19 protein-coding genes are annotated in these 21,268 nt (G+C 42.9%); 9 read left to right on the top strand and 10 right to left on the bottom strand.

Going from position 1 to position 21,268, the window contains the following annotated elements:
* The 8 genes from C8D94_RS09095 to C8D94_RS09060 all read right to left on the bottom strand — a co-directional run bounded on the left by C8D94_RS09095 (position 1) and on the right by C8D94_RS09060 (position 7,351).
* The gene (locus tag C8D94_RS09095) at positions 1-771 is read right to left on the bottom strand and encodes an SDR family oxidoreductase (protein ID WP_115123639.1); all 771 of its coding nucleotides are present in this window, start codon (positions 769-771) and stop codon (positions 1-3) included.
* Complete coding sequence (locus C8D94_RS09090; RefSeq protein WP_245946284.1) at positions 771-1,829, bottom strand: type III polyketide synthase; 1,059 nt, start codon at positions 1,827-1,829, stop codon at positions 771-773. The genes C8D94_RS09095 and C8D94_RS09090 overlap by 1 nt, the downstream gene beginning before the upstream one ends.
* A 51-nt stretch (positions 1,830-1,880) precedes the next feature.
* Entirely contained in the window at positions 1,881-2,621 is a 741-nt protein-coding gene (locus C8D94_RS09085) for a methyltransferase domain-containing protein (protein WP_115123637.1), read from the bottom strand.
* Positions 2,618-3,733, bottom strand: a complete 1,116-nt coding sequence (locus tag C8D94_RS09080) for an NAD(P)/FAD-dependent oxidoreductase (protein ID WP_317047716.1) — start codon at positions 3,731-3,733, stop codon at positions 2,618-2,620. The genes C8D94_RS09085 and C8D94_RS09080 overlap by 4 nt, the downstream gene beginning before the upstream one ends.
* Positions 3,734-3,827: 94 nt before the next feature.
* A complete protein-coding gene (locus C8D94_RS09075) occupies positions 3,828-4,538 on the bottom strand; it encodes an OmpA family protein (RefSeq protein ID WP_115124028.1) in 711 nt (236 codons plus the stop codon).
* Positions 4,539-4,542: 4 nt separating this feature from the next.
* On the bottom strand, positions 4,543-5,028 hold the full coding sequence (locus C8D94_RS09070; RefSeq protein ID WP_115123636.1) for a lipocalin family protein: 486 nt from the start codon (positions 5,026-5,028) through the stop codon (positions 4,543-4,545).
* Positions 5,029-5,083: 55 nt separating this feature from the next.
* Entirely contained in the window at positions 5,084-5,245 is a 162-nt protein-coding gene (locus tag C8D94_RS09065; RefSeq protein ID WP_115123635.1) for a DUF1328 domain-containing protein, read from the bottom strand.
* A gap of 99 nt (positions 5,246-5,344) precedes the next feature.
* Positions 5,345-7,351, bottom strand: a complete 2,007-nt coding sequence (locus C8D94_RS09060; RefSeq protein ID WP_115123634.1) for an alpha-ketoacid dehydrogenase subunit alpha/beta — start codon at positions 7,349-7,351, stop codon at positions 5,345-5,347.
* A 122-nt stretch (positions 7,352-7,473) separates the two neighbouring features.
* Between C8D94_RS09060 and C8D94_RS09055 the strand changes: the two genes are divergently transcribed.
* From C8D94_RS09055 to C8D94_RS09040, 4 genes are all read left to right on the top strand, one after another.
* Positions 7,474-8,424 (top strand): isopenicillin N synthase family dioxygenase, encoded by a 951-nt coding sequence (locus C8D94_RS09055; RefSeq protein ID WP_115124027.1) that lies wholly within the window; start codon positions 7,474-7,476, stop codon positions 8,422-8,424.
* A gap of 1 nt (position 8,425) precedes the next feature.
* Positions 8,426-8,752, top strand: a complete 327-nt coding sequence (locus tag C8D94_RS09050) for a translation initiation factor (RefSeq protein WP_115123633.1) — start codon at positions 8,426-8,428, stop codon at positions 8,750-8,752.
* An 81-nt stretch (positions 8,753-8,833) separates the two neighbouring features.
* Positions 8,834-9,715: a nucleoside phosphorylase gene (locus C8D94_RS09045; protein ID WP_245946251.1), complete on the top strand. Its 882-nt coding sequence runs from the start codon at positions 8,834-8,836 to the stop codon at positions 9,713-9,715.
* On the top strand, positions 9,702-10,550 hold the full coding sequence (locus tag C8D94_RS09040) for a substrate-binding domain-containing protein (RefSeq protein ID WP_115123632.1): 849 nt from the start codon (positions 9,702-9,704) through the stop codon (positions 10,548-10,550). Before C8D94_RS09045 ends, C8D94_RS09040 begins: the two co-directional genes overlap by 14 nt.
* Before the next feature lie 209 nt (positions 10,551-10,759).
* On the opposite strand, the gene C8D94_RS09035 is transcribed toward C8D94_RS09040, so the two are convergent.
* Both C8D94_RS09035 and ung read right to left on the bottom strand, forming a co-directional pair.
* Positions 10,760-12,193, bottom strand: a complete 1,434-nt coding sequence (locus C8D94_RS09035; RefSeq protein ID WP_170134749.1) for a CotH kinase family protein — start codon at positions 12,191-12,193, stop codon at positions 10,760-10,762.
* Between the two features lie 26 nt (positions 12,194-12,219).
* The gene (gene ung / locus C8D94_RS09030; protein ID WP_115123630.1) at positions 12,220-12,885 is read right to left on the bottom strand and encodes a uracil-DNA glycosylase; all 666 of its coding nucleotides are present in this window, start codon (positions 12,883-12,885) and stop codon (positions 12,220-12,222) included.
* A 97-nt stretch (positions 12,886-12,982) separates the two neighbouring features.
* On the opposite strand from ung, the gene C8D94_RS09025 reads away from it, so the two are divergent.
* From C8D94_RS09025 to C8D94_RS09005, 5 genes are all read left to right on the top strand, one after another.
* Entirely contained in the window at positions 12,983-15,142 is a 2,160-nt protein-coding gene (locus C8D94_RS09025) for an endonuclease MutS2 (protein ID WP_115123629.1), read from the top strand.
* 59 nt (positions 15,143-15,201) lie between these two features.
* The gene (locus tag C8D94_RS09020; protein WP_115123628.1) at positions 15,202-15,600 is read left to right on the top strand and encodes a thiol-disulfide oxidoreductase DCC family protein; all 399 of its coding nucleotides are present in this window, start codon (positions 15,202-15,204) and stop codon (positions 15,598-15,600) included.
* A gap of 81 nt (positions 15,601-15,681) precedes the next feature.
* Positions 15,682-17,061: a sensor histidine kinase gene (locus C8D94_RS09015; protein WP_170134748.1), complete on the top strand. Its 1,380-nt coding sequence runs from the start codon at positions 15,682-15,684 to the stop codon at positions 17,059-17,061.
* The gene (locus C8D94_RS09010; RefSeq protein ID WP_115123626.1) at positions 17,058-17,753 is read left to right on the top strand and encodes a response regulator transcription factor; all 696 of its coding nucleotides are present in this window, start codon (positions 17,058-17,060) and stop codon (positions 17,751-17,753) included. The genes C8D94_RS09015 and C8D94_RS09010 overlap by 4 nt, the downstream gene beginning before the upstream one ends.
* Positions 17,754-17,771: 18 nt before the next feature.
* On the top strand, positions 17,772-20,654 hold the full coding sequence (locus C8D94_RS09005; RefSeq protein ID WP_115123625.1) for a T9SS type A sorting domain-containing protein: 2,883 nt from the start codon (positions 17,772-17,774) through the stop codon (positions 20,652-20,654).
* The last annotated feature ends 614 nt before the right edge of the window (positions 20,655-21,268 follow it).

Below are 21,268 nucleotides of genomic sequence, written 5' to 3'. Positions count from 1 at the left end.
CTATCTAAGACTTTCCCCGCCATCGACCTTTAGGACCGTGCCGTTGATCCATTTTCCTTCTTCCTGGCACAATAACCAAACGGCATTGGCTACGTCTTCAGGCTGTGTCAAGCGTTTAAACGGGTTTCTTTTGGTTGCCATTTCTGCCAGTTTTTCACTTCCCGGAATCATTTTAAACGAGGGCGTTTGTGTGGTGCCCGCTTGTATACAGTTGGTCGTGATGCCCTTGGGGGCCAATTCTACTGCCATTTGCCTCATAAGTGCCTCCAGGGTTGCCTTGGCTGCCGATACTGCCCCGTAGCCTGGCCACACCTTAGTGTTCCCTTCGCTTGTAAAAGCAATATTCCGTACATTTTCTGAAAATTTACCGTGTTGCAAGAGCGTCCTTGTCCATTGCCACCAACTGGTTGCCATAGCGTGTAGGGTGATGTCCAGATCGGGTTTTGATAGTTGTTCAGCTTTGGTGTCCATTGGCTTGAGGCTTCCCTTGGCAATGCTATGAATGAGTACTGATATACTTTTGTCTTTAAGTTCACTTATGATTTCAGTACCGGTTTCTTCTTTCAGTGCATCCTTGTTGAAAGCTTTTACCGAAACCCCAACCGCTTCCATCTTCTTTATTTCTGTTTTAAATTTGGGGATATTGCTTTTTCTGTCGCGATGCACTATAACAATATCATATCCCGCTGAGGCCAGTTTATGTGCCGTTGCAAGGCCCAAGCCACTACTTCCTCCCAAAATGAGAACGGTATTGTTTTGTTTTTGCTGCATTAAAATTCTATTAAAATTCGTTGTGCGGAGAATCCGGGACCAAAACTTAGCATAAGGCCCAATTCTCCTTTTTTCGGTTTTTTATCCATAAAACGTTCCAGAACATAGAGCACGGTTGCGCTGCTCATATTTCCGTATAAGCGCAGCACTTCCTTTGTATCGTCGATATTTTTGCCAAGGCCACCAAACAAGTCCTCTACCGTTTGTACGATTTTCTTGCCGCCGGGATGGAAAATAAGATGGTCAACATCTTCAATGTTCTTTCCGTTTTTTTCTAAGAATGGGTAGATAATATCCGGAAAGTGATCTGCTATTTTCTGTGGAACTTCCTTGTCCAAAATCATCTGCAATCCTGTATTTACCATTTTAAAGCCCATCATATTTGTAGCATCGTAAAAATGGTACATCGCTTCATCTATAATCTTTGGTCCAGAAGTTTCTTTTTCCGAAGACAATAAAACACAGGCTGCTCCGTCCCCAAAAATGGCAGCGCTCACGATGTTCACCATAGAATAGTCGTTAAGCTGAAAAGTAGCGGTGGGCGACTCTAGAGCGATCACGGCTGCCCGTTTCCCAGGATTAGCTTTCAGGAAGTTCTTGGCATAGATAATGCCGCTCACTCCTGCAGCACAGCCCATTTCGGTTACGGGCAAACGCACTGTGTCTTGTCGCATTTCCAGCTCGTTGATGAGATAAGCATCTACCGAGGGGATCATTATCCCAGTGCAGCTTACGGTAATGATAAAATCTATATCAGTAGGCTTCCAATGGGCTTTCTCCAGTGCTTTTTGGAGTGACTGTTTCCCCAGTTTTTTTATTTCACGTACATAGATGTCGTTACGTTCTTCGAAGGACGTGTTCATAAACACTTCGTGGGCATCCATAATGCTGTAGCGACGATCTACACCTGCCCCCTCGAAAATTTTGAGCACTTTACGTTTAAAACGGTTTTCCTGTCCTTCCATCCAAGTTTCAACAAAGGGTAGTATCTCGCTGGTCTTGCGGGTGTAGTTGGGTAGCTGCTTGGCAACTGCGGTAATTGTAACGTTATTTTCTATTGTTTCTAAATTTTTTAAGTGGTTATAATTTGTGATACTGGCTTAACACCCCTATTTCCTCATTCCTGTTTTGTAATTCTTGTTTCGAACGATCCACTGCCATCTAAAGGCCCACTTCCAGTGGATTTTTGAGGTTCCCATTGCGATAGTTTCTGCTAGGGTCTCAAGCTCTTTCCGTTTAAATCCACGAGCTACGGAAACCAGTCCGTCGTGCTTGGCAATCTTACTTTTTATAAAGATACGGCTGAATAGCTTAAACAACCAAAAGGCAATGCGGCTTCGGTGTAAGTCGTTGACCACTACTCCAACTTTCGCTTGGCTTGAAAGCTTTTCAAGAATTGTTGTAATATCCTCATTTTTAAAATGATGTAGAAATAATGTGCATAATGCGATGTGGTAATGGGGAACTATGGGGCCTTCAGAAAAAATATTTTTTGTTTCAAATTTAATGTTCTGGAATGCTGTGGACCTTGATTGGGCTATCTTGATGATGTGTTCGTTGCCATCAACTCCTATAAGGTTGAAATTGTAATTGTTGTTAGCGCCAAACCTCGCGATATTCCTTAGCATTTCTCCGTCGCCGCAGCCTATATCTACAATTGTTATGCTTTCGTTTTTTGAAATTCCCTTAAGTAACTTTTCAACACCGTTAATGGTTACCTGTTGTCCTCCCAATAGCTTGTTCACTATTTTAAGGTCTATGAGCATTTGTTCCATTTCTGGACCCTTGAGCTCAAAGCTGTCGAGTATTTCTACCTGTTTGGAGCGATATTTTGGTGAAAATTGAATCATACAATAATGTCTCCGTGGGTTTTTGATACAACAAAAGGAACCATACTGGGGAACAATTTTGCAATACCGAAACTTGTCTTTGCCAAAGAGGGGCGCAATAGTATTTTTTGGATTAGCCTCCCTGTTCGTAACCTGCCAGAAAAAGTGTCTTTCCACAGGGTTGCATAGGCTACTTCCAATTTTTTTCTTTCTGTTAACGGGTGTTTTTCAAAAACTTCAGAAAGTATCTTGGCACTATGTACTGCCATTGCCATGCCGTTGCCGCACAGTGGGTGAATAAGACCTGCGGAGTCTCCCACCATAAATATGTGGTTTTCAACTGGCTTTTTGTTCTCAAACGAAATTTGACTTATGGTTAGCGGTTCATCAAAAAGGGATTTTGCATTGCTGAAGAATACATCCAATAACGGATTCTTGCTCATCACCTTTTGTTGAAACTCTTGGATACTCTTTACTTTTTTGAATGAAGAATAGGTAGTGAGATAACAAGCGTTCACTACACCGGTCTCTGTTTTTGAAAGGCCACAATAGCCTCCTTTAAAATTGTGTAGTGCCACAAGGTTATCCTCGAAATTATATTGATAATGACCCTTCACAGCCAGCCAAGGTGATTTTTTTTGGATGAACTTCCGTTCCAGCTGTTTGTCTAAGTTAGATCGTTTACCGAAGGCGCCAATAACATATCTCGCTGTGTGCTGGCTTCCTTCTTTCGTGGTAATGCTAAATCTATCCTCTTTAAAATCTATCTCGAGACACGTTTCAAATTGTATAGTAGCATGTTGTATTGCTTGCTCGTACAATAATTGTTCTAGGGCATAACGGCTTATCCCAAAACCTCCCATAGGAAGGTTTGACGTAATGCTTTTTCCGGTATGGGTAGAGATTTGTAATGTGTTTATTTCCTTTGCGCCATGCTCGATAGGATATACCCCCAATGATCTTAAATACGGCAATACTTCATTGGATACATACTCGCCGCATACCCTGTGGCGTGGGTACCTGTCTTTTTCAATAAGAAGGATTCGGTGGTTTTTGCCCATCGCAATGGTGGTGGCCAATCCAGCAAGTCCGCCTCCTATAATTGCAATATCGAAGTCATTTATTGTTTTCACGTCTCGAAATTAAAGTACGGGATAGTTTTGGACATAAAAAAATCCTGTGCTTATAATTAGACACAGGATTTTTTGAATTTATTCAAAAAGGTGATTATCCTTTGTTAGCCTCGTTTTCGGCATCTTGCACCATTTTTTCATTCGGTACAATTACCACATTTACACGTCTGTTCTGTGCTCTACCTTCAGCAGTACTATTGTCAGCCACGGGGCTTTGCTCACCATACCAGTTTGTGGTAAATCTGCTAGAGCTCAACCCTTTGGTATTGGTAAAATATGAGGTTACCGATTGTGCACGTTGCTTGGATAGCGTCATGTTATATTCGTCTGATCCGGTACTGTCTGTATGACCTACTACCAGTACATTGGTGTCTGGATATTCACGCAATACTCCCGTTAACTTATCCAATGTAGCTTGTGAGGCTGCGTTGATGTTATATTTGTTAGTATCGAAATACACTCCAGAATTTTCATCAAAAGTTACCACAATACCATCATCTACACGCTCTACCTGTGCACCAGGGATCTCGTTTTCAATTTCTTGGGCTTGTTTGTCCATCTGTCTACCAATAATGGCTCCTGCGGCTCCACCGGCTACACCACCAATTACGGCTCCTAGTTCACCATTCCCTCCTTTACCAATGTTGTTTCCTAGGACTGCACCTAGGATAGCACCACCGGCAGCACCTATCACGGCGCCTTTTTGTGAGTTGTTGGCATTTCTAGTGGCTTCACAGTTGGTAAAGAATACCAAGGTTGCAAGTGCTAGACTTACTATTGCTAATTTTCTATAGATTGTTTTCATGTGTTTATTCATTTATTTTAGAAAAATTCATACTTATTGTAAAAGGGCTCCCATCTACACTAACTGTTTGTTCCCATTGCATGTTGTTTTCGCTCAATTGCGTTAAGCGTAACCTGAAACCAACAGAATTGTCCTTATCGGGCTTCCCTAGTTTCATTGTTGGCTTTAACAAGAAATCGTAAAGACCAGTGGTTTCATCAACCTGCTGAATGGTGAAGATAAAATTTCTATCACCAGTTGGGCAGTTACCGTTATTTATAGTATATAACCCGCTATTGTTGTTAGGGATAAAACGCCAAGTACTACCTTCAAAACATTCTTTTGATGTATCGTTAAAGATAGTCACATTGTAGGTTCCTGCTTCGCTGTAACTAATGTTGTCCAGCGACCAATAGCCCTTGATTACTTTTTTTGATTCGATTACGGTTTTAGGCGTCCCACAAGAAAATGCAGTAACGGCCAAAACCATGAGTATGATGATTTTTTTCATTTGTTTAAGTTTGGTTATTTTAAGTGTTTAATTGGTTTGGTTGTGAAGTGTGTTTCTACTTTCTAAACAACCTTGATAGTAAAGATAGTACAAAGAGCACTATAAAAATCCAGAAGATGATCATTGCAATGTCTGTAGCACCTTCGGCAATGCCTCCAAAGCCAAATACTGCAGCGATTAATGCGATTACAAGAAAAATAATTATCCAGCGTACCATAATATATAAGTTTTAGTGATTAGTAATAGTACTAAGATACGGCAAACTTGGAGCGACCCATTACTGTTTGTGTGAAGTTTAACAGCAAATGTTAAAGGATTAATAAGCTATTAAATCTTCTAAAATGGCTTTAAACCGATGGTTGGGAAGGTATTGTTCCTCCAAACTAGCAGCAAAGGGTATGGGTGTTTCCATACTGGCTACACGCTGTACGGGAGCATCTAAATGCTCGAAGCAGTTTTCTGAAACCAGAGCGGAAATGTCACTGGCAATCCCCCCGAACAAACTATCCTCTTGTAAGATGATGAGTTTTCCAGTCTTTTTTACCGAAGCAAAAATAGTCTCAGAGTCCAGCGGGGCCAACGTCCTTAAATCCAAGACGTCTGCCGAGATATTCTTCATTTCCTCTAAGGTATCCAATGCCCAATGTACACCGGCACCATAGGTAACAATGGTTATATCTTCACCTTCCTTTAGTAATGATGCTTTTCCTATGGGGAGCGTATAATAATCTGTAGGTACTTCTTGGCGGATACTACGATATAATGCTTTGTGCTCGAAGAACAATACTGGATTTGGATCCTCGATGGCGGTTGCCAATAGTCCCTTGGCGTCGTATGGGAATGCAGGATACACCACCTTTAAGCCAGGGGTATGTGTAAACCAGGCCTCATTGGTCTGGCTATGGAACGGGCCTGCCCCTACTCCGGCTCCACAGGGCATCCGTATCACAACATCTGCTTTTTGGTTCCAGCGGTAATGGCTCTTTGCGAGATAATTTACAATTGGGTTGAAACCTGAAGTCACAAAATCTGCAAATTGCATTTCCATTATTGCTTTAAAGCCGTTGATGGAAAGTCCCATGGCTGCGGAAACTATGGCACTTTCGCAAATAGGTGTATTTCTCACCCTATCTTTACCAAACTGTTCTACAAAGCCTTCGGTTATTTTAAAAACACCGCCATACTCTGCAATGTCCTGCCCCATGATAACTGAATTATCATGTCGCTCCATACTCTGTCTCAGGCCTTGGGAAATAGCATCTACAAGACGCAGTTCTTCAGTTTTTGTATCTGATTTAACTTCCTGATAGTTAAAAGGTTCATAAACATCATTTAACTCTATACTTTCAGTTGAATTTATGGTTTCTTCATTAAAGGCTATTTCCAGGTTCTCGTTTATTTCGTTCTTTATTTCAGTGTAGAGTACCTCCTTTTTTGTTTCAGTAAGAATTCCTTCAGCAAGCAGATACTTTTCAAAATTCAATAGCGGGTCTCGTTCACCCCATTGATCCATCAATTCATCTGGAACATATTTGGTGCCACTGGCCTCCTCGTGCCCACGCATCCTAAAGGTTTTAAATTCCAATAGCACAGGGCGTGGGTTCTTACGCATATCTTCAACTAGAGCATTTACCTTACTGTATACCTCAAGGATGTTATTGCCTTCAATAATATGGCTTTCCATCCCGTAACCCTTGCCGCGATCGGCCAAATTTTTGCAGTGATACTGTTCGCTAGTTGGGGTCGAGAGGCCATAACCATTGTTCTCAATACAGAACAGCACGGGCAACTGCCATACCGAAGCTACGTTGAGTGCCTCGTGTATATCGCCTTCGCTGGTACCGCCCTCGCCTGTAAATACAGCGCAAACTTGGTTGTTCTCTTTCAATTTGTTTCCCAAGGCAATTCCATCGGCCACGCCAAACTGTGGCCCTAGGTGGGAGATCATCCCAACGATTTTGTATTCCTGTGTCCCAAAATGGAAGCTACGGTCCCGACCTTTCGTAAAACCGTTTGCCTTGCCCTGCCATTGTGAAAATAAACGGTGTAGCGGAATGTCACGTCCAGTAAACACCCCGAGATTACGGTGCATGGGCAAAATATATTCGTCTTTTTCCAGTACTGAGGTAATCCCAACCGAAATAGCTTCTTGCCCTATCCCACTGAACCACTTGGAAATTTTCCCCTGCCGCAACAATATGAGCATCTTCTCCTCTATAAGTCTAGGTTTCAGCATACGGGTGTAGAGTGCTTCCAATTTTTCGTTGGAAATACCTTCACGGTTATAATCGAAATATATAGTTGTTTTGGTGTCCGTTTCCATGGGTGCTATTTGTTAGTTCAAATGTAGAAAATTTAAGTGGGAGCATATATGGAAGCCAATTTTTTTTTGAACTTACAAAAGAGCCGCTATTTTGGTATCTTTGCGGTATAAAATCTTTACTTATGAACAATATACCCAGTGTAGATTTAGCCGATTTCCTGAGCGACGACCCCAAGCGAAAGCAAAAATTTGTGGATGAGATAGGTACAGCTTACGAAGAAATAGGGTTTGTGTCCCTAAAAAATCATTTTTTAAGTGATGCTTTAGTGGAAGATCTTTACAAGGAAATAAAATCTTTTTTCGCACTCCCTGTTGAAACAAAGAAGAAGTATGAAATTGAAGGCCTGGGCGGGCAACGTGGGTACGTATCCTTTGGGAAGGAACACGCTAAGGGCAAGAAAGAAGGCGACCTCAAAGAGTTTTGGCACTTTGGGCAAGAACCCGATGAAGATGCAAATTTGATTGATGAATATCCTGAGAACGTTCAGGTTGAAGAGCTGCCAGAATTCAACAAAACAGGTATGGAGGCCTACCGGATGCTGGAAAAAACAGGAATTTACGTATTACGTGCCTTGGCATTGTACATTGGTGTGGACGAGCATTATTTTGACCATTGGGCCTCCAACGGGAATAGTATTTTACGCCCAATCCACTATCCACCCATTACCGAAGAACCAAAAGGCGCCGTGCGTGCAGGAGCCCATGGGGATATCAACTTGATCACCCTGTTAATGGGAGCCTCTACCGGTGGTTTGCAAGTATTGCGCAAAGATGGCGAGTGGATAGATGCCATCCCCGAGGAAGACGAATTGGTTATAAACGTGGGCGATATGCTGGAAAGGCACACCAACAATAAACTGCGCTCTACCATCCACCGTGTAGTAAACCCACCCAAGGACCAATGGGGGACCCCGCGCTACTCCATCCCCTTCTTTATGCACCCGCGAAGCGATATGGACTTAAGCTGTATGCCAGAATGTGTGGACAAAGAGCACCCAAAAGCGTATGAGGATATCACGGCAGGTGAATTTTTACACCAACGTTTGGTGGAAATCGGACTCATTAAAAAGTAAAATGGATTTACAGGACCAACTCAAAAACCTTTTTCCCGACCACGAACCTGAGGAAACACCTGAGACTAATGAAGAGCCCACGGTTTGGTTACAGGACGAGCCCCTGCTCTGCAAATATGAAAAGCGAAAAGGAAAACCTATTACCATAATTGATGGTTACAATGGCGCCCAGAGTGACTTTAAGCAACTTGCCAAGGAACTAAAGACCATGCTGGGTGTGGGCGGTAGCTTTAAGAACGAACAAATTATCATACAAGGCGACTACCGTAAACAAATTATGGCTTTTTTGGAAGAAAAAGGCTTTAAGACCAAGCGTGTTGGAGGCTGAAAGATAGTTGATTTTTGATTGCTGATTTTTAAATTGAAGCCAACCCCACAAACAATAAACTACAAACAATACATTAGACCATTGAAACCTCTCCCTCCCAGCGAACTTATCCTAAACGAATACGGTAGTATATACCATCTTGACTTAACCCCTGAACAAATGGCAACTACCATTATCACGGTGGGCGATCCGGACAGGGTGAGCGATGTTACCAATTATTTTGATAGTATCGAATGTACGGTACACAAACGAGAGTTTAAAACCCAAACAGGAACCTACAAGGGAAAACGCCTCACGGTGATTTCCACAGGGATCGGGACCGATAATATTGATATCGTCCTTAACGAACTGGATGCCTTGGCGAACATCGATTTAAATTCCCGAACGATCAGAGAAAACCACACAGAACTTACATTTGTACGTATTGGGACTTCGGGAGCCATCCAAGAAGGTATTCCCTTGGATAGTTTTTTGGTGTCTGAAAAAGCCATCGGATTTGACGGATTGCTTCATTATTACGGCAATACAGATTTTTTGGATCAAGATTTTTCCGAAGCCTTCAAAGAACACACAAATTGGAGCATCCACAAATCTTCACCTTATGTAGTTTCGGGAAATGATACATTGGTTTCCACGTTTGTTTCAGAAGGATTTCTGAAAGGGGTTACCGCCACGAACGTTGGTTTTTACGGTCCTCAGGGTAGGAAATTACGACTATCACTTCAGGATGGTGAACTCAATAACAAGTTACATTCGTTTGAATATAAAGGCCAAAACATAACCAATCTTGAAATGGAAACATCGGGAATTTATGGGTTGGCGAAACTTTTAGGCCACCGTGCCGTATCTTTGAATGCTATCTTGGCAAACAGGGCTACAGGAGATTTCAGTAAAAACCCGAAACAAACCATAGATAGCCTTATTGTTAAAACATTAGACCTTCTTGTAGATGAAAAAAATTAAAATAGGAGGTGTACCAGAGCATTTTAACCTTCCGTGGTACATCACGCTTAAAAACAAGGAATACCACGAGCACGACATCAACCTGCGGTGGATAGACTATCACGGCGGCACTGGACAGATGAATAAGGCACTGCGGGAGGGAGAGATCGATATGGCAGTGATATTAACCGAGGGTATCATTCGTGATATCGTGAACGGCAATCCGTCAAAAATTGTGCAGGGTTTTGTGCAGTCTCCATTGCTTTGGGGTATCCATGTTGCTGAAAATTCCAGGTATGAAAATATTTCAGATCTAAAGGGGACCGATGCTGCCATTAGCCGTTTTGGCTCGGGTTCGCACCTAATGGCTTACGTGAATGCCGAAAATCAAGGTTGGGATCTTGAAAAGGACCTGAATTTTGAAGTGATAAAAAACCTTGAGGGCGCTCTCGAGGAGCTTCCAAAGGGAAACGGCGATTATTTTATGTGGGAAAAATTCACCACAAAACCTTATGTGGACAATGGCCCTTTTCGTAGAGTGGGCGAATGTCCCACGCCTTGGCCCTGTTTTGTTATAGCGGTGCGTGACCAAGTGTTGCGGGATGATGCATATAACGTGAATACTATTTTGGAAATCATCAATCGCACTACTTCAGAATTTAAGGATATTCCAAGTATCGACAGGATGATAAGCAATAGATACAACCAGCAATTGGATGATGTGCAAGAATGGCTCTCGTTGACCGAGTGGAGCCAACAGCAACTAACCTCAGCAGAAATTGAAAGGGTTCAGGAAAAATTACTGCAATTAGAATTGATTGAAAAAAATGTTCCCGTAGCGCATATCCTGAGGTAACCTACAGTATTATTTCCCTCCATTAATTATTCTTTTTTTCAACACTCAAACGCAACCCGTTTCTTGTCTTTGCATCTTACTACTGTAAATAGTAATAGTATGAGCATATTTTTTATCATTTTGGGGGCTTTGCTTGTAACCAATTTTCTTTTGTTACAATTTAGCTGTAATGCCACCGAGCAGGAAACCGAAGACTAGGTACTCCTCTCCTATTCTTCCTTAAAATACGTATCCAAATACGTTATTCTTTTTTGTAACCAGTCCAGCATATACGTGAGGTGTTCCTCTTCGTGGCCTTTGTTCCACGCCAGTAGGTCCCTTTCGTATTTTTTTTCGCCCAATAGTTCTGTGTACGTATCCCGTATTCTTTCTTCAAGAGCTTCTTCAGTAAAAAACGTGCTTCGCAATGCAGCCCAACGTTGGTTCATTTTTTGTTTGAAGGTTACATCCTTCACCATTCTATCAAAAAGATGGTTGCTCAATATATCATCGGTGGTTGGGATCCTTTTCCCTGCCTGTATGGTACCCAGGACGCCATCCATGTCCCACGGTACAATAAAATAGGGGGTGTCCACAGTGTATTTGGCAAGGTAAAAGTTCTTCCCCAGGTTGTCGGTTGCACGTATTAAATTGATGAACAGAAAATAATCCACCAAGTTGTCTACTTCAAAATAGTTGGGTAGTTGCTGGGTAAATTCAGCATCTGTGCTAGTAGTTACAAAAGTTATGGCTTTATGGAGATTGTCGTAGTGAGCTGTGTAGTCTTCATAGGGATATTCCATTTCCCAGCCCGCCCAAGTGGGTAACGAGTTTTTAAAATCCGGTGCTCCTTTAAACGATGTCCCGGGATCGTAGTAGCCTGCTTTAAACAATTCGCCACGCACTACACCATCTTTCTTTTTCTTCAATTTTAGCAATCCGCGGTTTATTTTTTCTGAAACCAGATAAATGCCTCGGTATTCGTCGTTCACGAACAGGTCTACATAAAAACCATCTACCGTAGCCCGTGCTTTCTTTTCTTCAGAGGCATAGTGAGGCGTGTGGATGTCCTTCCAAAGTTTTTGGGAGGTGTAGGCGCGTAACAAAAGAGGTTCGTTGTAGAGTCCGTCAAGGATAATGTCATCGTCTTTTCGCAGTTTTTTTAGCTTAATATCCTTTTGACCTTTGGAAACCGAATCTGTATAAAACTCTAGGTTGAAAGACTTCTTCGGGTATGTAAGCGAGAGGTTACCGCGCAGGTCCATCCCTATCACGCTGGTAAAGGTAGTACCTGCATCAAAATAGCGAAAAAACCCTAATTTTCTGGGGTGCTTACTCAAGCTGTCCTTTATTTTAATGGCGATGATAGGAGATTTGGTGATAAACAGTTTATAGGTTTCCCCGTCCTTTTCTACTTCATAATTTTCGGTATCCCTCAATCCTTCGGCAGTAGTTGAAAAATGGTACGTTTCATCTAGCTGAAGCATCGTGAGATCGTGGGTTATGTCGTCCTCAACATCAATATTCAGTACGATGATGTTTTTGTCGTGGTCTATTTGGAAACTGTTTTGTGTGGGTGTAAAGGTGGGCGAGTTTTGTCCGCAGGCCAGCAAGGTTACACAAAGTGTGAACAGCAAAGCGATATGTTGTGTAGTTTTCATCATAGTATTAAAATCAATTTTCATTCCGTTTACCAATTAATGGGTTCTTTTTGGTTGTCTTCAAGGTATTTGTTGGTTTTGCTGAAATGTTTATTGCCAAACCAATAGCCTCTGTTTGCACTTAATGGCGATGGGTGTCCGCAGGTGAGGACAAGGTGCTTGGAGGTATCAATCTTCGCTCCTTTCCGTTTGGCGTAACCGCCCCAAAGCAAGAAGACCAAACCTTCACGCGCCGCCGAAAGTTTTGAGACCACAGCATCGGTAAATTGTTCCCAGCCCTTACCCTGATGGCTTCCTGCCTGGTGTGCCCTTACCGAGAGGGTGGCATTGAGCAACAACACTCCTTGTCTTGCCCATCGTTCCAGATTTCCCGATGTGGGTGGTTGTGTGCCTACATCGGTTTGCAATTCCTTAAAAATATTCTGTAATGAGGGTGGTAGCGCAATCCCATCTGCCACCGAGAAGCACAACCCGTTGGCCTGTTGTGGGCCGTGATAGGGATCTTGCCCCAAAATAACCACTTTCACATCGTGGAAGGGTGCATGGTCAAAAGCCGAGAATAGCTGCGAGCCTGGTGGGTAGCAGGTATTTTGGGAGTATTCTTGTTTTACAAACTGAATGAGCTGCGGAAAATAGGGTTTCTCAAATTCAGGAGCCAAAACCTGCTTCCAACTCGGTTCAATTTTTACATCCATTATATGTACTTTTGTGTAAAATTACGTAGCCTAGCGCTTTTTTGTGAAGCGTTTAAGAAAAAATTGTGCGTATATCCTTCATTTGCAAGGAAAAACTATGGTAAAGATTGATAAAAAAACACTGGAAGATGTAGAGTTTCCGAAGGTCTTGGAGCAAGTCTCTGAATTTTGCATCACAGCTCCCGGAAATAAGATGGTGCTGGAAATTACACCTTTCAAGAATACCGAAAAAGTACTGCCTTCGCTGAAACGCGTCAAGGAATTCACGGCCTCTTTTGGCAGTGACTCCCCTATTCCCAATCACGGTTTTGAGCCTATTTACAAGGAACTTCAATTATTGGAGATTGAAAACAGCACCTTGGAAAGTTTTAGTTTTAGGAAGTTGTTATCGCTTTCAGAAACTACACAAAGCCTTCTGAAGTTTTTCAAAAAATTTGAGGAATTCTATATTTCATTACAAGAATTTTCAGAACAAATTGAGTTTGCACCCAGCATTGCGGAGGAAATTAAAAAGATCTTCGATAAATACGGAAACGTAAAGGATGAAGCTTCTACAGAGTTAGGCACGATACGGCGTAGATTGAACGTGGTGAAAGGACAGATAAACTCCTCGTTCTCGAAAGCATTGAGCAAATATGCGGGCTCCGACTATTTAGATGACATACGGGAAACTGTTGTGGACAACAGGCGTGTGCTGGCCGTAACGGCAATGTACCGCCGCAAGATTAAAGGTACCGTCCTGGGACAATCCAAGACAGGGAGTATTGTGTATATGGAGCCACAGGAAACACTGGAGTATGCTAATGAACTGAGTAATCTTGAGTACGAGGAGCGTGAAGAGGTGAAGCGCATTTTAAAAGTGCTTACAGAGTTTGTACGCCCTTACAACCACCATCTTGCTTCCTATCAAGAGTATCTCACAGTAATAGATGCTATGTATGCAAAAGCCAAGTACGCAGTTGAAATTAATGGTGTATTACCCCTGCTCACCAAGGAACGCCAGCTTCATCTCCTGGATGCATACCACCCATTGCTGTTGGTTTCCAATCGTAAACGAAAAGAAAAAACCTATCCTCAAACCATACAGTTGTCCCAAGATAAGCGCATAATCGTGATTTCCGGGCCCAACGCAGGTGGAAAAAGTATTACCCTTAAAACCGTGGGACTGTTGCAGGTTATGTTGCAGAGTGGCTTGTTGATTCCCGTGGAACCACAGAGCGAAGTATGTTTTTTTGACAAATTGCTTACCGATATTGGCGACAACCAAAGTATCGAGAATCATTTGAGTACCTACAGTTACCGCCTGAAGAAGATGAAACATTTCTTGCGGAAATGCAACGAGAACACCCTCTTTTTAATAGATGAGTTTGGTACGGGGAGTGATCCAGAACTGGGTGGTGCGCTGGCCGAAACGTTCTTGGAGGTCTTCTACGAGCGGGAAGCATTTGGTATTATCACTACCCATTATGCAAATTTGAAACTGTTGGCCAACGAGCTCCCACACGCCGTGAACGCCAATATGCAGTTTGACAGTAAGTCCCTTGCCCCGGTCTATAAGCTACAAATGGGCGAAGCAGGTAGCTCGTTCACCTTTGAGGTGGCGCAGAAAAACGGTATTCCGTATAGTTTGATAAACAGGTCCAAAAAAAAGATCGAGCGGGGAAAGATACGGTTTGATAAGACCATTGCAAATTTGCAGAAGGAACGCTCCAAGCTTCGGAAGACTTCGGAAACCTTGGAAACTTCAGCAGAGAAGGCCCGAAAGGAGAGCGAACAATTGGCCGAGGTAAATGCAAAGGTGCAGGAAAAGCTGGAGAGCTACCAAGAACTGTACGATGCCAACCAAAAGCTGCTTACCCTAGGAAGACGTTTTGATAGTCTTGCTGAAAAGTTCTTTAACAACAAGCAGAAAAAGCAATTGATGGACGAGCTGTACAAATTGGTAATGACCGAGAACAGCAAAAGAAAAAAACTGGCTCCTAAACAAAAAAAAGCGGTAAAGAGGAAAAAGCATGAGTTAAAACAGGAAGTAGAGCAAAAAGTAGCCAAAATTAGGAAAGAGAAGAAAAAGGAAAAAGCCAAGGCCAAGAAAGCACCCCCACCCAAACCAAAGGTAACCTTAAAAGTGGGTGACCGGGTACGGATGATCGATGGCCGTGCCATTGGGACTATAGATGCTATAGAAAAAAACAAGGCTTTTGTAAACTACGGCATGTTCACCACCAACGTGAGCTTGGAAGAATTAGAAAAAGTGTAATAAACAAAAGTTGTCCCCTCGAGGGGACTACAGGGGTGTACGTCCAAATGTAAATAGTAATGAAAAAGCATAAAACCATTTTATTTGATGGTGTTTGTAATCTTTGCAACGGTTCGGTTACGTTTGTGATACAGCGGGACAAGAAGGACCTGTTCCGGTTTGCCGCCTTGCAGGAAGAACCTGGCACCTCGTTATTGGCCAAGCACCATATTGATCCTTCCGTGGTAGATTCCATTGTATTGATAGACGGGGGCAAGGCGTATACAAAATCAACAGCCGCTTTAAGGGTAGCCCGCCATTTGGGAGGACTGTACCCCCTACTCTATGGTTTTATGGTTGTTCCCAAGTGTATCCGTAATTGGGTGTACGACTATGTGGCAAAAAACCGCTACACATGGTACGGCAAGAAAGAGAGCTGTATGATTCCGACTCCTGAACTACGGGGGAAGTTTTTGTAGGTGAACCGTTAAGTTAACGAACGGTTAACGCACGCTTTTTGTGCACAAGTTTGAAGCTCAATGCGCTACATTTGTGTTGCAATGAAGTTTAAGATACTTATAGCAATCTCTATTTTTACCCTGCTTTCGCTGGTAGGAATACAGGGGTATTTAATCTACAATACCTACGAGCTAAAACAGAAGACCATTACCATAGACGCTCGTAATGCCATTGCAAGAATTTACACCTCCCCAAAAGTAGACTCCATTGCGTGGCGCTACCGAAACGATTTCCTTACCAATCTCGAGGCCTATAGGAACAACCAAATAGATAACGGGGAGCTTTTGAAACGGTTGGAAGAAAAAAGCACGGAAATAAACCCGGGCTTTATAGAGATTTTTAATAAGGGTCTTAAAAAGTATGATGCCGACTTCGACATTAAAATAAAAAAAATAGTCACTTCCATTACCGTGACAGATTCGCTGGGGAGTACCGAGACCCTATATCCAGAAAGCCGTACCGATACCATAGTGCTGCTGGGGGAAAATTTCAATTCTAATGAGGCACTGCTCATTAACAATAGTTCGTGGAAAAAAGACCATGACGTAACAACCCCAAACGGAATTGAAACTGTAGATCTTGATTTTAAGTCCAGCATCTATATGAACATTTCAAACTGGAATTCACTCCTCATCCGTGAACTTTCAGTATTGCTCATCCTCTCTACCCTGCTATTCCTTTTTGTAGTTGGTTTGCTCTACTATTCCATTCAAAATTTGCTGAAACAAAAGCGGGTTGCCGAAATTAAGACAGACTTTATAAATAATATTACCCACGAACTTAAAACGCCCTTATCCACACTATCGTTAGCCACAAAGACCCTCACGAGCGAATATGCCAAAGGAAATAAAGAAGTAGCCAACGAAGCAATAGCCGTGGTGGAAAGACAGAACACGAGGCTTCAAAAATTGATAGACCAGGTATTAAAAAGCAGTCTGGGGTACAAAGAAATCCAGTTGAACAAAGAAGAATGCAACGCTACCACCTTCCTCAACGACCTGTTGGACGATTATGGGCATACCCTTTCAGAAGACGTTTCCATATTGCGAGATATTGAAAACACGGGGGTGCTATTGGTTGCGGATACCTTTTATATAGGTACGGCCATCATTAATCTATTGAACAACGCCGTAAAGTATGGTGGCACCCATTTACAGGTAACCTACAGTCTGGACACAGAGCTTAACTCCCACACCATTTCGGTAATGGACAATGGCATTGGGATTGCTCCAAAATACCAGAAATATATCTTCGGAAAGTTTTATCGTGTGGGCGAAAAGGATACCCACAATTACAAGGGCTTGGGACTTGGGCTCTATTATACAGACCAGATCATAAAAGCCCACAACGGAACCATTGAGGTGTACAGCAACGAAGGAGAAGGAACCACATTCACCATTAAAATACCCGTGAGCGCATGAAAAAGATCCTACTGGTAGAAGATGATAAAGATTTTGGCACTATGCTGAAACAATACCTCACGTTGAACAAATTTGGGGTAACCTGGGCACTGCACGGTGAGGAGGCGTATACAATTATCAAGGAAAAAGATTTCGACCTCTGTATAGTGGATGTAATGATGCCCATTATGGATGGTTTTACCCTTGCCAAGAAGATAGTTGAATTAAAACCTGATACCCCTTTCCTGTTCCTTACGGCCAGAAAGACAAAGGAAGATCGTATAAAAGGGTTGAAACTAGGGGCAGACGACTATATAGTAAAACCTTTTGAAGCCGAAGAATTGGTACTTCGGTTGCATAACATCATTAAAAGAGCCTCACAGCAAAGCAATTATGGCGTAGAAGGAACTACCGAGACTGTTGCCATAGGAAAATACACCTTCGATTATCCAAACCTTACTCTTACCATACACAACAACACTTCAAAAATTACCGAAAAGGAAGCCAAGCTGCTCTATTATTTGTTCAGCAATAGCAACCAGTTGCTTCGGCGGGAAGAAATATTGAGCCAAGTTTGGGGAAAGACCGACTTCTTCTCGGGCCGCAGCATGGATGTATTTGTGAGCCGAATTAGAAAGTATTTAAAGGAAGATCCCAACATAAGCATTGAGAGTGTTCGTGGGATTGGCCTTCAGTTTAACCTCTCTCAATAACTATTAATAAAGAAGATCATGAAAACAAAGTTACTTATTTTACAATTTTTGCTAGCTCCCCTATTTGGGTTCTCACAGCAATATTTTGGAACTTCTACCTATGGCGATCTAGGTATAGATATTGTGTTCAGTACTGCTATGGACAGCAATGGAACAATTTTTTCAACAGGATTGTACCAGAACACCCTTACCATTGGGCCGGACACGATTACAATTGCCGGTGGAAATGCAGATGGCTATGTGGCCATACACGATAACAATGGAGATCCAGTGGGCGTATTAGGTTTTGGTGGCGGTTTTGACGATGTGGTTATAGATGTTGCCATAGACGCAAATGACAATTTGTATCTTACAGGATATTTCCAAGGGGCACTCGCAGCCAACCCGTTTGATGCAGACCCGGGACCCGGTGTTTTTCCCTTACTGCAACCAGCGCCTGGTTTGAGTAGAGATATATTTGTTATAAAGCTGGATAGCAACCAGGAATTTGTTTGGGCAAAACAGGTGAGTAACCCGTTTGGTTTTGGTCCCATAAACGAAGACGCACAAACCATTGAAGTGGACAGTGCCGGGAACGTATATATTGGCGGCTCTTTCTTGTTGGCAGATTTTGATCCAGACCCAGCAGTGGACAATACCATCTTTTCGGCAGATAGTTCTACACCCGATGGGTTTTTACTGAAATTGGACACCGATGGTAACTTTGTATGGGTTAAAACCTACGAAGGTGCTGGAGGCATTGTAGAAGTTGAGGACATTGAACTGGATGCCAATGAGGACATCCTGGTAACTGGAAGGTTCAGGAACCAAGTAGATCTTGATCCAGGTGCCGGTGTGGATAACTACACTACAAACGGAAGTGACGATATTTTTGTGAGCAAGGTGGATAACGATGGAAACTATATCTGGGGCCAGGTATTTGGAGGTTCTGGACTGGAACTAGCGAATGTTATCACTGAAATTGACTCTGAAATCTATGTAGGTGGAACCGTGAGCGGAACCGTAGATCTAGACCCTAGCGTTGGTGACAACACCATTACCACCAACGGAACATCTGATGCTTTTTACTCTAAGTTTGATACCGATGGTAACTATTTGATGAGCTACGTAACAGGTGGCGAGGGCAATGCAGACTTGGAAGATGTATATAGTATTGTACAGGCGCCCAATGGCGATCTCTTTATTTCAGGGTCGTTTATTGGTACTTCAGATTTTGATGCAGGCCCAGGGATGGCATCCGGTACTTCCAATGGTGTGGGAGATAACTTTACCGTTCACCAAGCTGCCGATGGAAGCTATAAAAACCACTGGTTTGTAGGTGGATCTGGGTCTGAGAACAATCCGCATAACGTTTTTAATATGGCGGGAGAGCTATTGGCCATAGGGTCTTTTAGGGATATGGTAGATATGGATCCCTTTGCCGGGGAAGATATCTTTACTGCTGTTGCAAGTATAGACTCGTATGTGTCACGCTACTTCCCTTTTGTTGTTAGCAACGACCAATGTGCTGGGGCTATCACCGTAGCCTGTGGCGATGTTATTGCCGGTGAAACAATTTTTGATACCGATAGCGGTGGAAACCCAGCGCCGGACGAATTCTTCAGTTATACAGGAAATGGTTCCTTGGAGCTGGTTACAGTTTCGCTATGTAACAATACCGACTATGATTCGGTAATTAGAATATATGACGATTGTGACCTTATGAATGAGATAGCGATGGACAATGATGCTTGTGGGCTTCAGTCTGAAGTTCAGTTTCTTTCCGATGGTGCTTCTACATACTATATCATGATTGAAGGGAACGATATGGAATCAGGCAACTTCAGTATGGAGATTACCTGCCAGGAACTACCGGATAACGACTTTTGTAGTGGTGCATTGCCCATTACTTGCGGGGAGACCCTTACAGGAAGTACCGCAACGGCTACGTTGGATACCTCTCCCGTGTGTACACAGGACATTACGGCACCAGGGGTTTGGTATGTGTTTGAGGATACCAGCGGATTTACTACAGATTATACCCTCTCCTTATGTGATGGCGGTACAACCTACGACAGTAAGTTAACCGTTTACAGTGGCGATTGTGGCGCCTTGGTGTGCGAGGTAGATAACGATGATGCTTGTGGGTTACAGTCTGAAGTCTCGTTCCAGGGTGATGGTAGCACAACGTACTATATCCTGGTACACGGTTTTGGAACCAACACTGGAGACTTCTCCCTTAACCTGGAGTGCACCCTACTCCCCCCTCCCAACGATATGATTGAGAACAGTATTGATGTAGATGAGATAGGCTTCCCTTACACAGATCCGGGTGTGGTGATGCAGGCTGCGACGACCGAGGCCGGTACCCCAGCAGGCTGTGATAATGCAGGTGTATTGGGCGTTTGGTATAACTTTGTGCCTACACAAGGTGGAACTGCTACAGCCTTGGTAACTACGCCAGCTGGATTTACCTCGGTTACGTTTTATACCGCTCCAGACGAGAATGCCGTAGAGACAGACCTTGCCTTGGTAGATTATTTTGACAACCAGTGTGCTCCCGGTGCAGATGCCAGTATTCCCGTAACGGCAGGACAGGCCTATTATGTGTACGTAGCCAATACAGGAGGACCCACCGATATTGTGATAGATGGCGACTTCTTCCTGGGGACACAGGACGTTACCATGAACAACTTTGCGATGTACCCCAACCCAACCACAGGGACGGTTACCATAGAGACTGCCACTACGCAGCCTATAGATGGGGTGGCCATATACACCCTATTGGGGCAAAAAGTACTGCAGCAAACGGCTACACAGGCCAAAACCACCCTGGACGTGAGCACACTTGCAGCAGGAACCTACCTGGTACAGATAACCGTACAGGGCGAAACCAGTATGCGTAAGTTGGTAAAACAATAAGTACTGTAGTATTACAGCGTTCTATTTAAAAAAGAGCGGAGGTAGTGCCTCCGCTTTTTTTTTTAGGTCCCTTACCTAGGTTGGCATATACATCCCAAGATTACCAGCGAATGGTTTTGAGATGTATTGAACTACACTTGGATTTTGACTTGGACTACATATGGAGTAGCTATGGTAAAACTCTTGTAAAGTCGTGGTGTAGAAAAAGCAATAGTATGGGATTGGCCGAGACGGATAGGAATGTTTAAAACTGTTTGCGACCTTAAGGGCTACTGTCATGGTATTATTTAAAAAATATAGTAACTTTACGGGATAACAACGACGATTTTGCGTTATTATCCTAATCCATTTACGGTATAACGACGATAAATTACTTTATATAACAAGTTAGCAAAAACAGTACCTCAGCGAAATTTCAGCATTTTAGTGGAGTAAAGAGGCCTCATCATTTATGAGTAACTTTTTGCTGTGGTTTATGTCTGAGTCCTTTTTTGGGAACTAAACACCAGAGTTGCCTTTTCCTTTCTGTGGGTGTAGTTTCTGTATCCAAAGAGGAACCGTATCCGAAATTTTTTTTGTGGCTAAATCGGTGTTACATTCAGTCAGTTTCTGTC

It is taken from the genome of Marinirhabdus gelatinilytica, assembly GCF_003353425.1.
Classification (GTDB): domain Bacteria; phylum Bacteroidota; class Bacteroidia; order Flavobacteriales; family Flavobacteriaceae; genus Marinirhabdus; species Marinirhabdus gelatinilytica.
The sequence above is the reverse complement of the archived record's forward strand: the minus strand, read 5'-3'. Positions and strand labels throughout refer to the sequence as shown.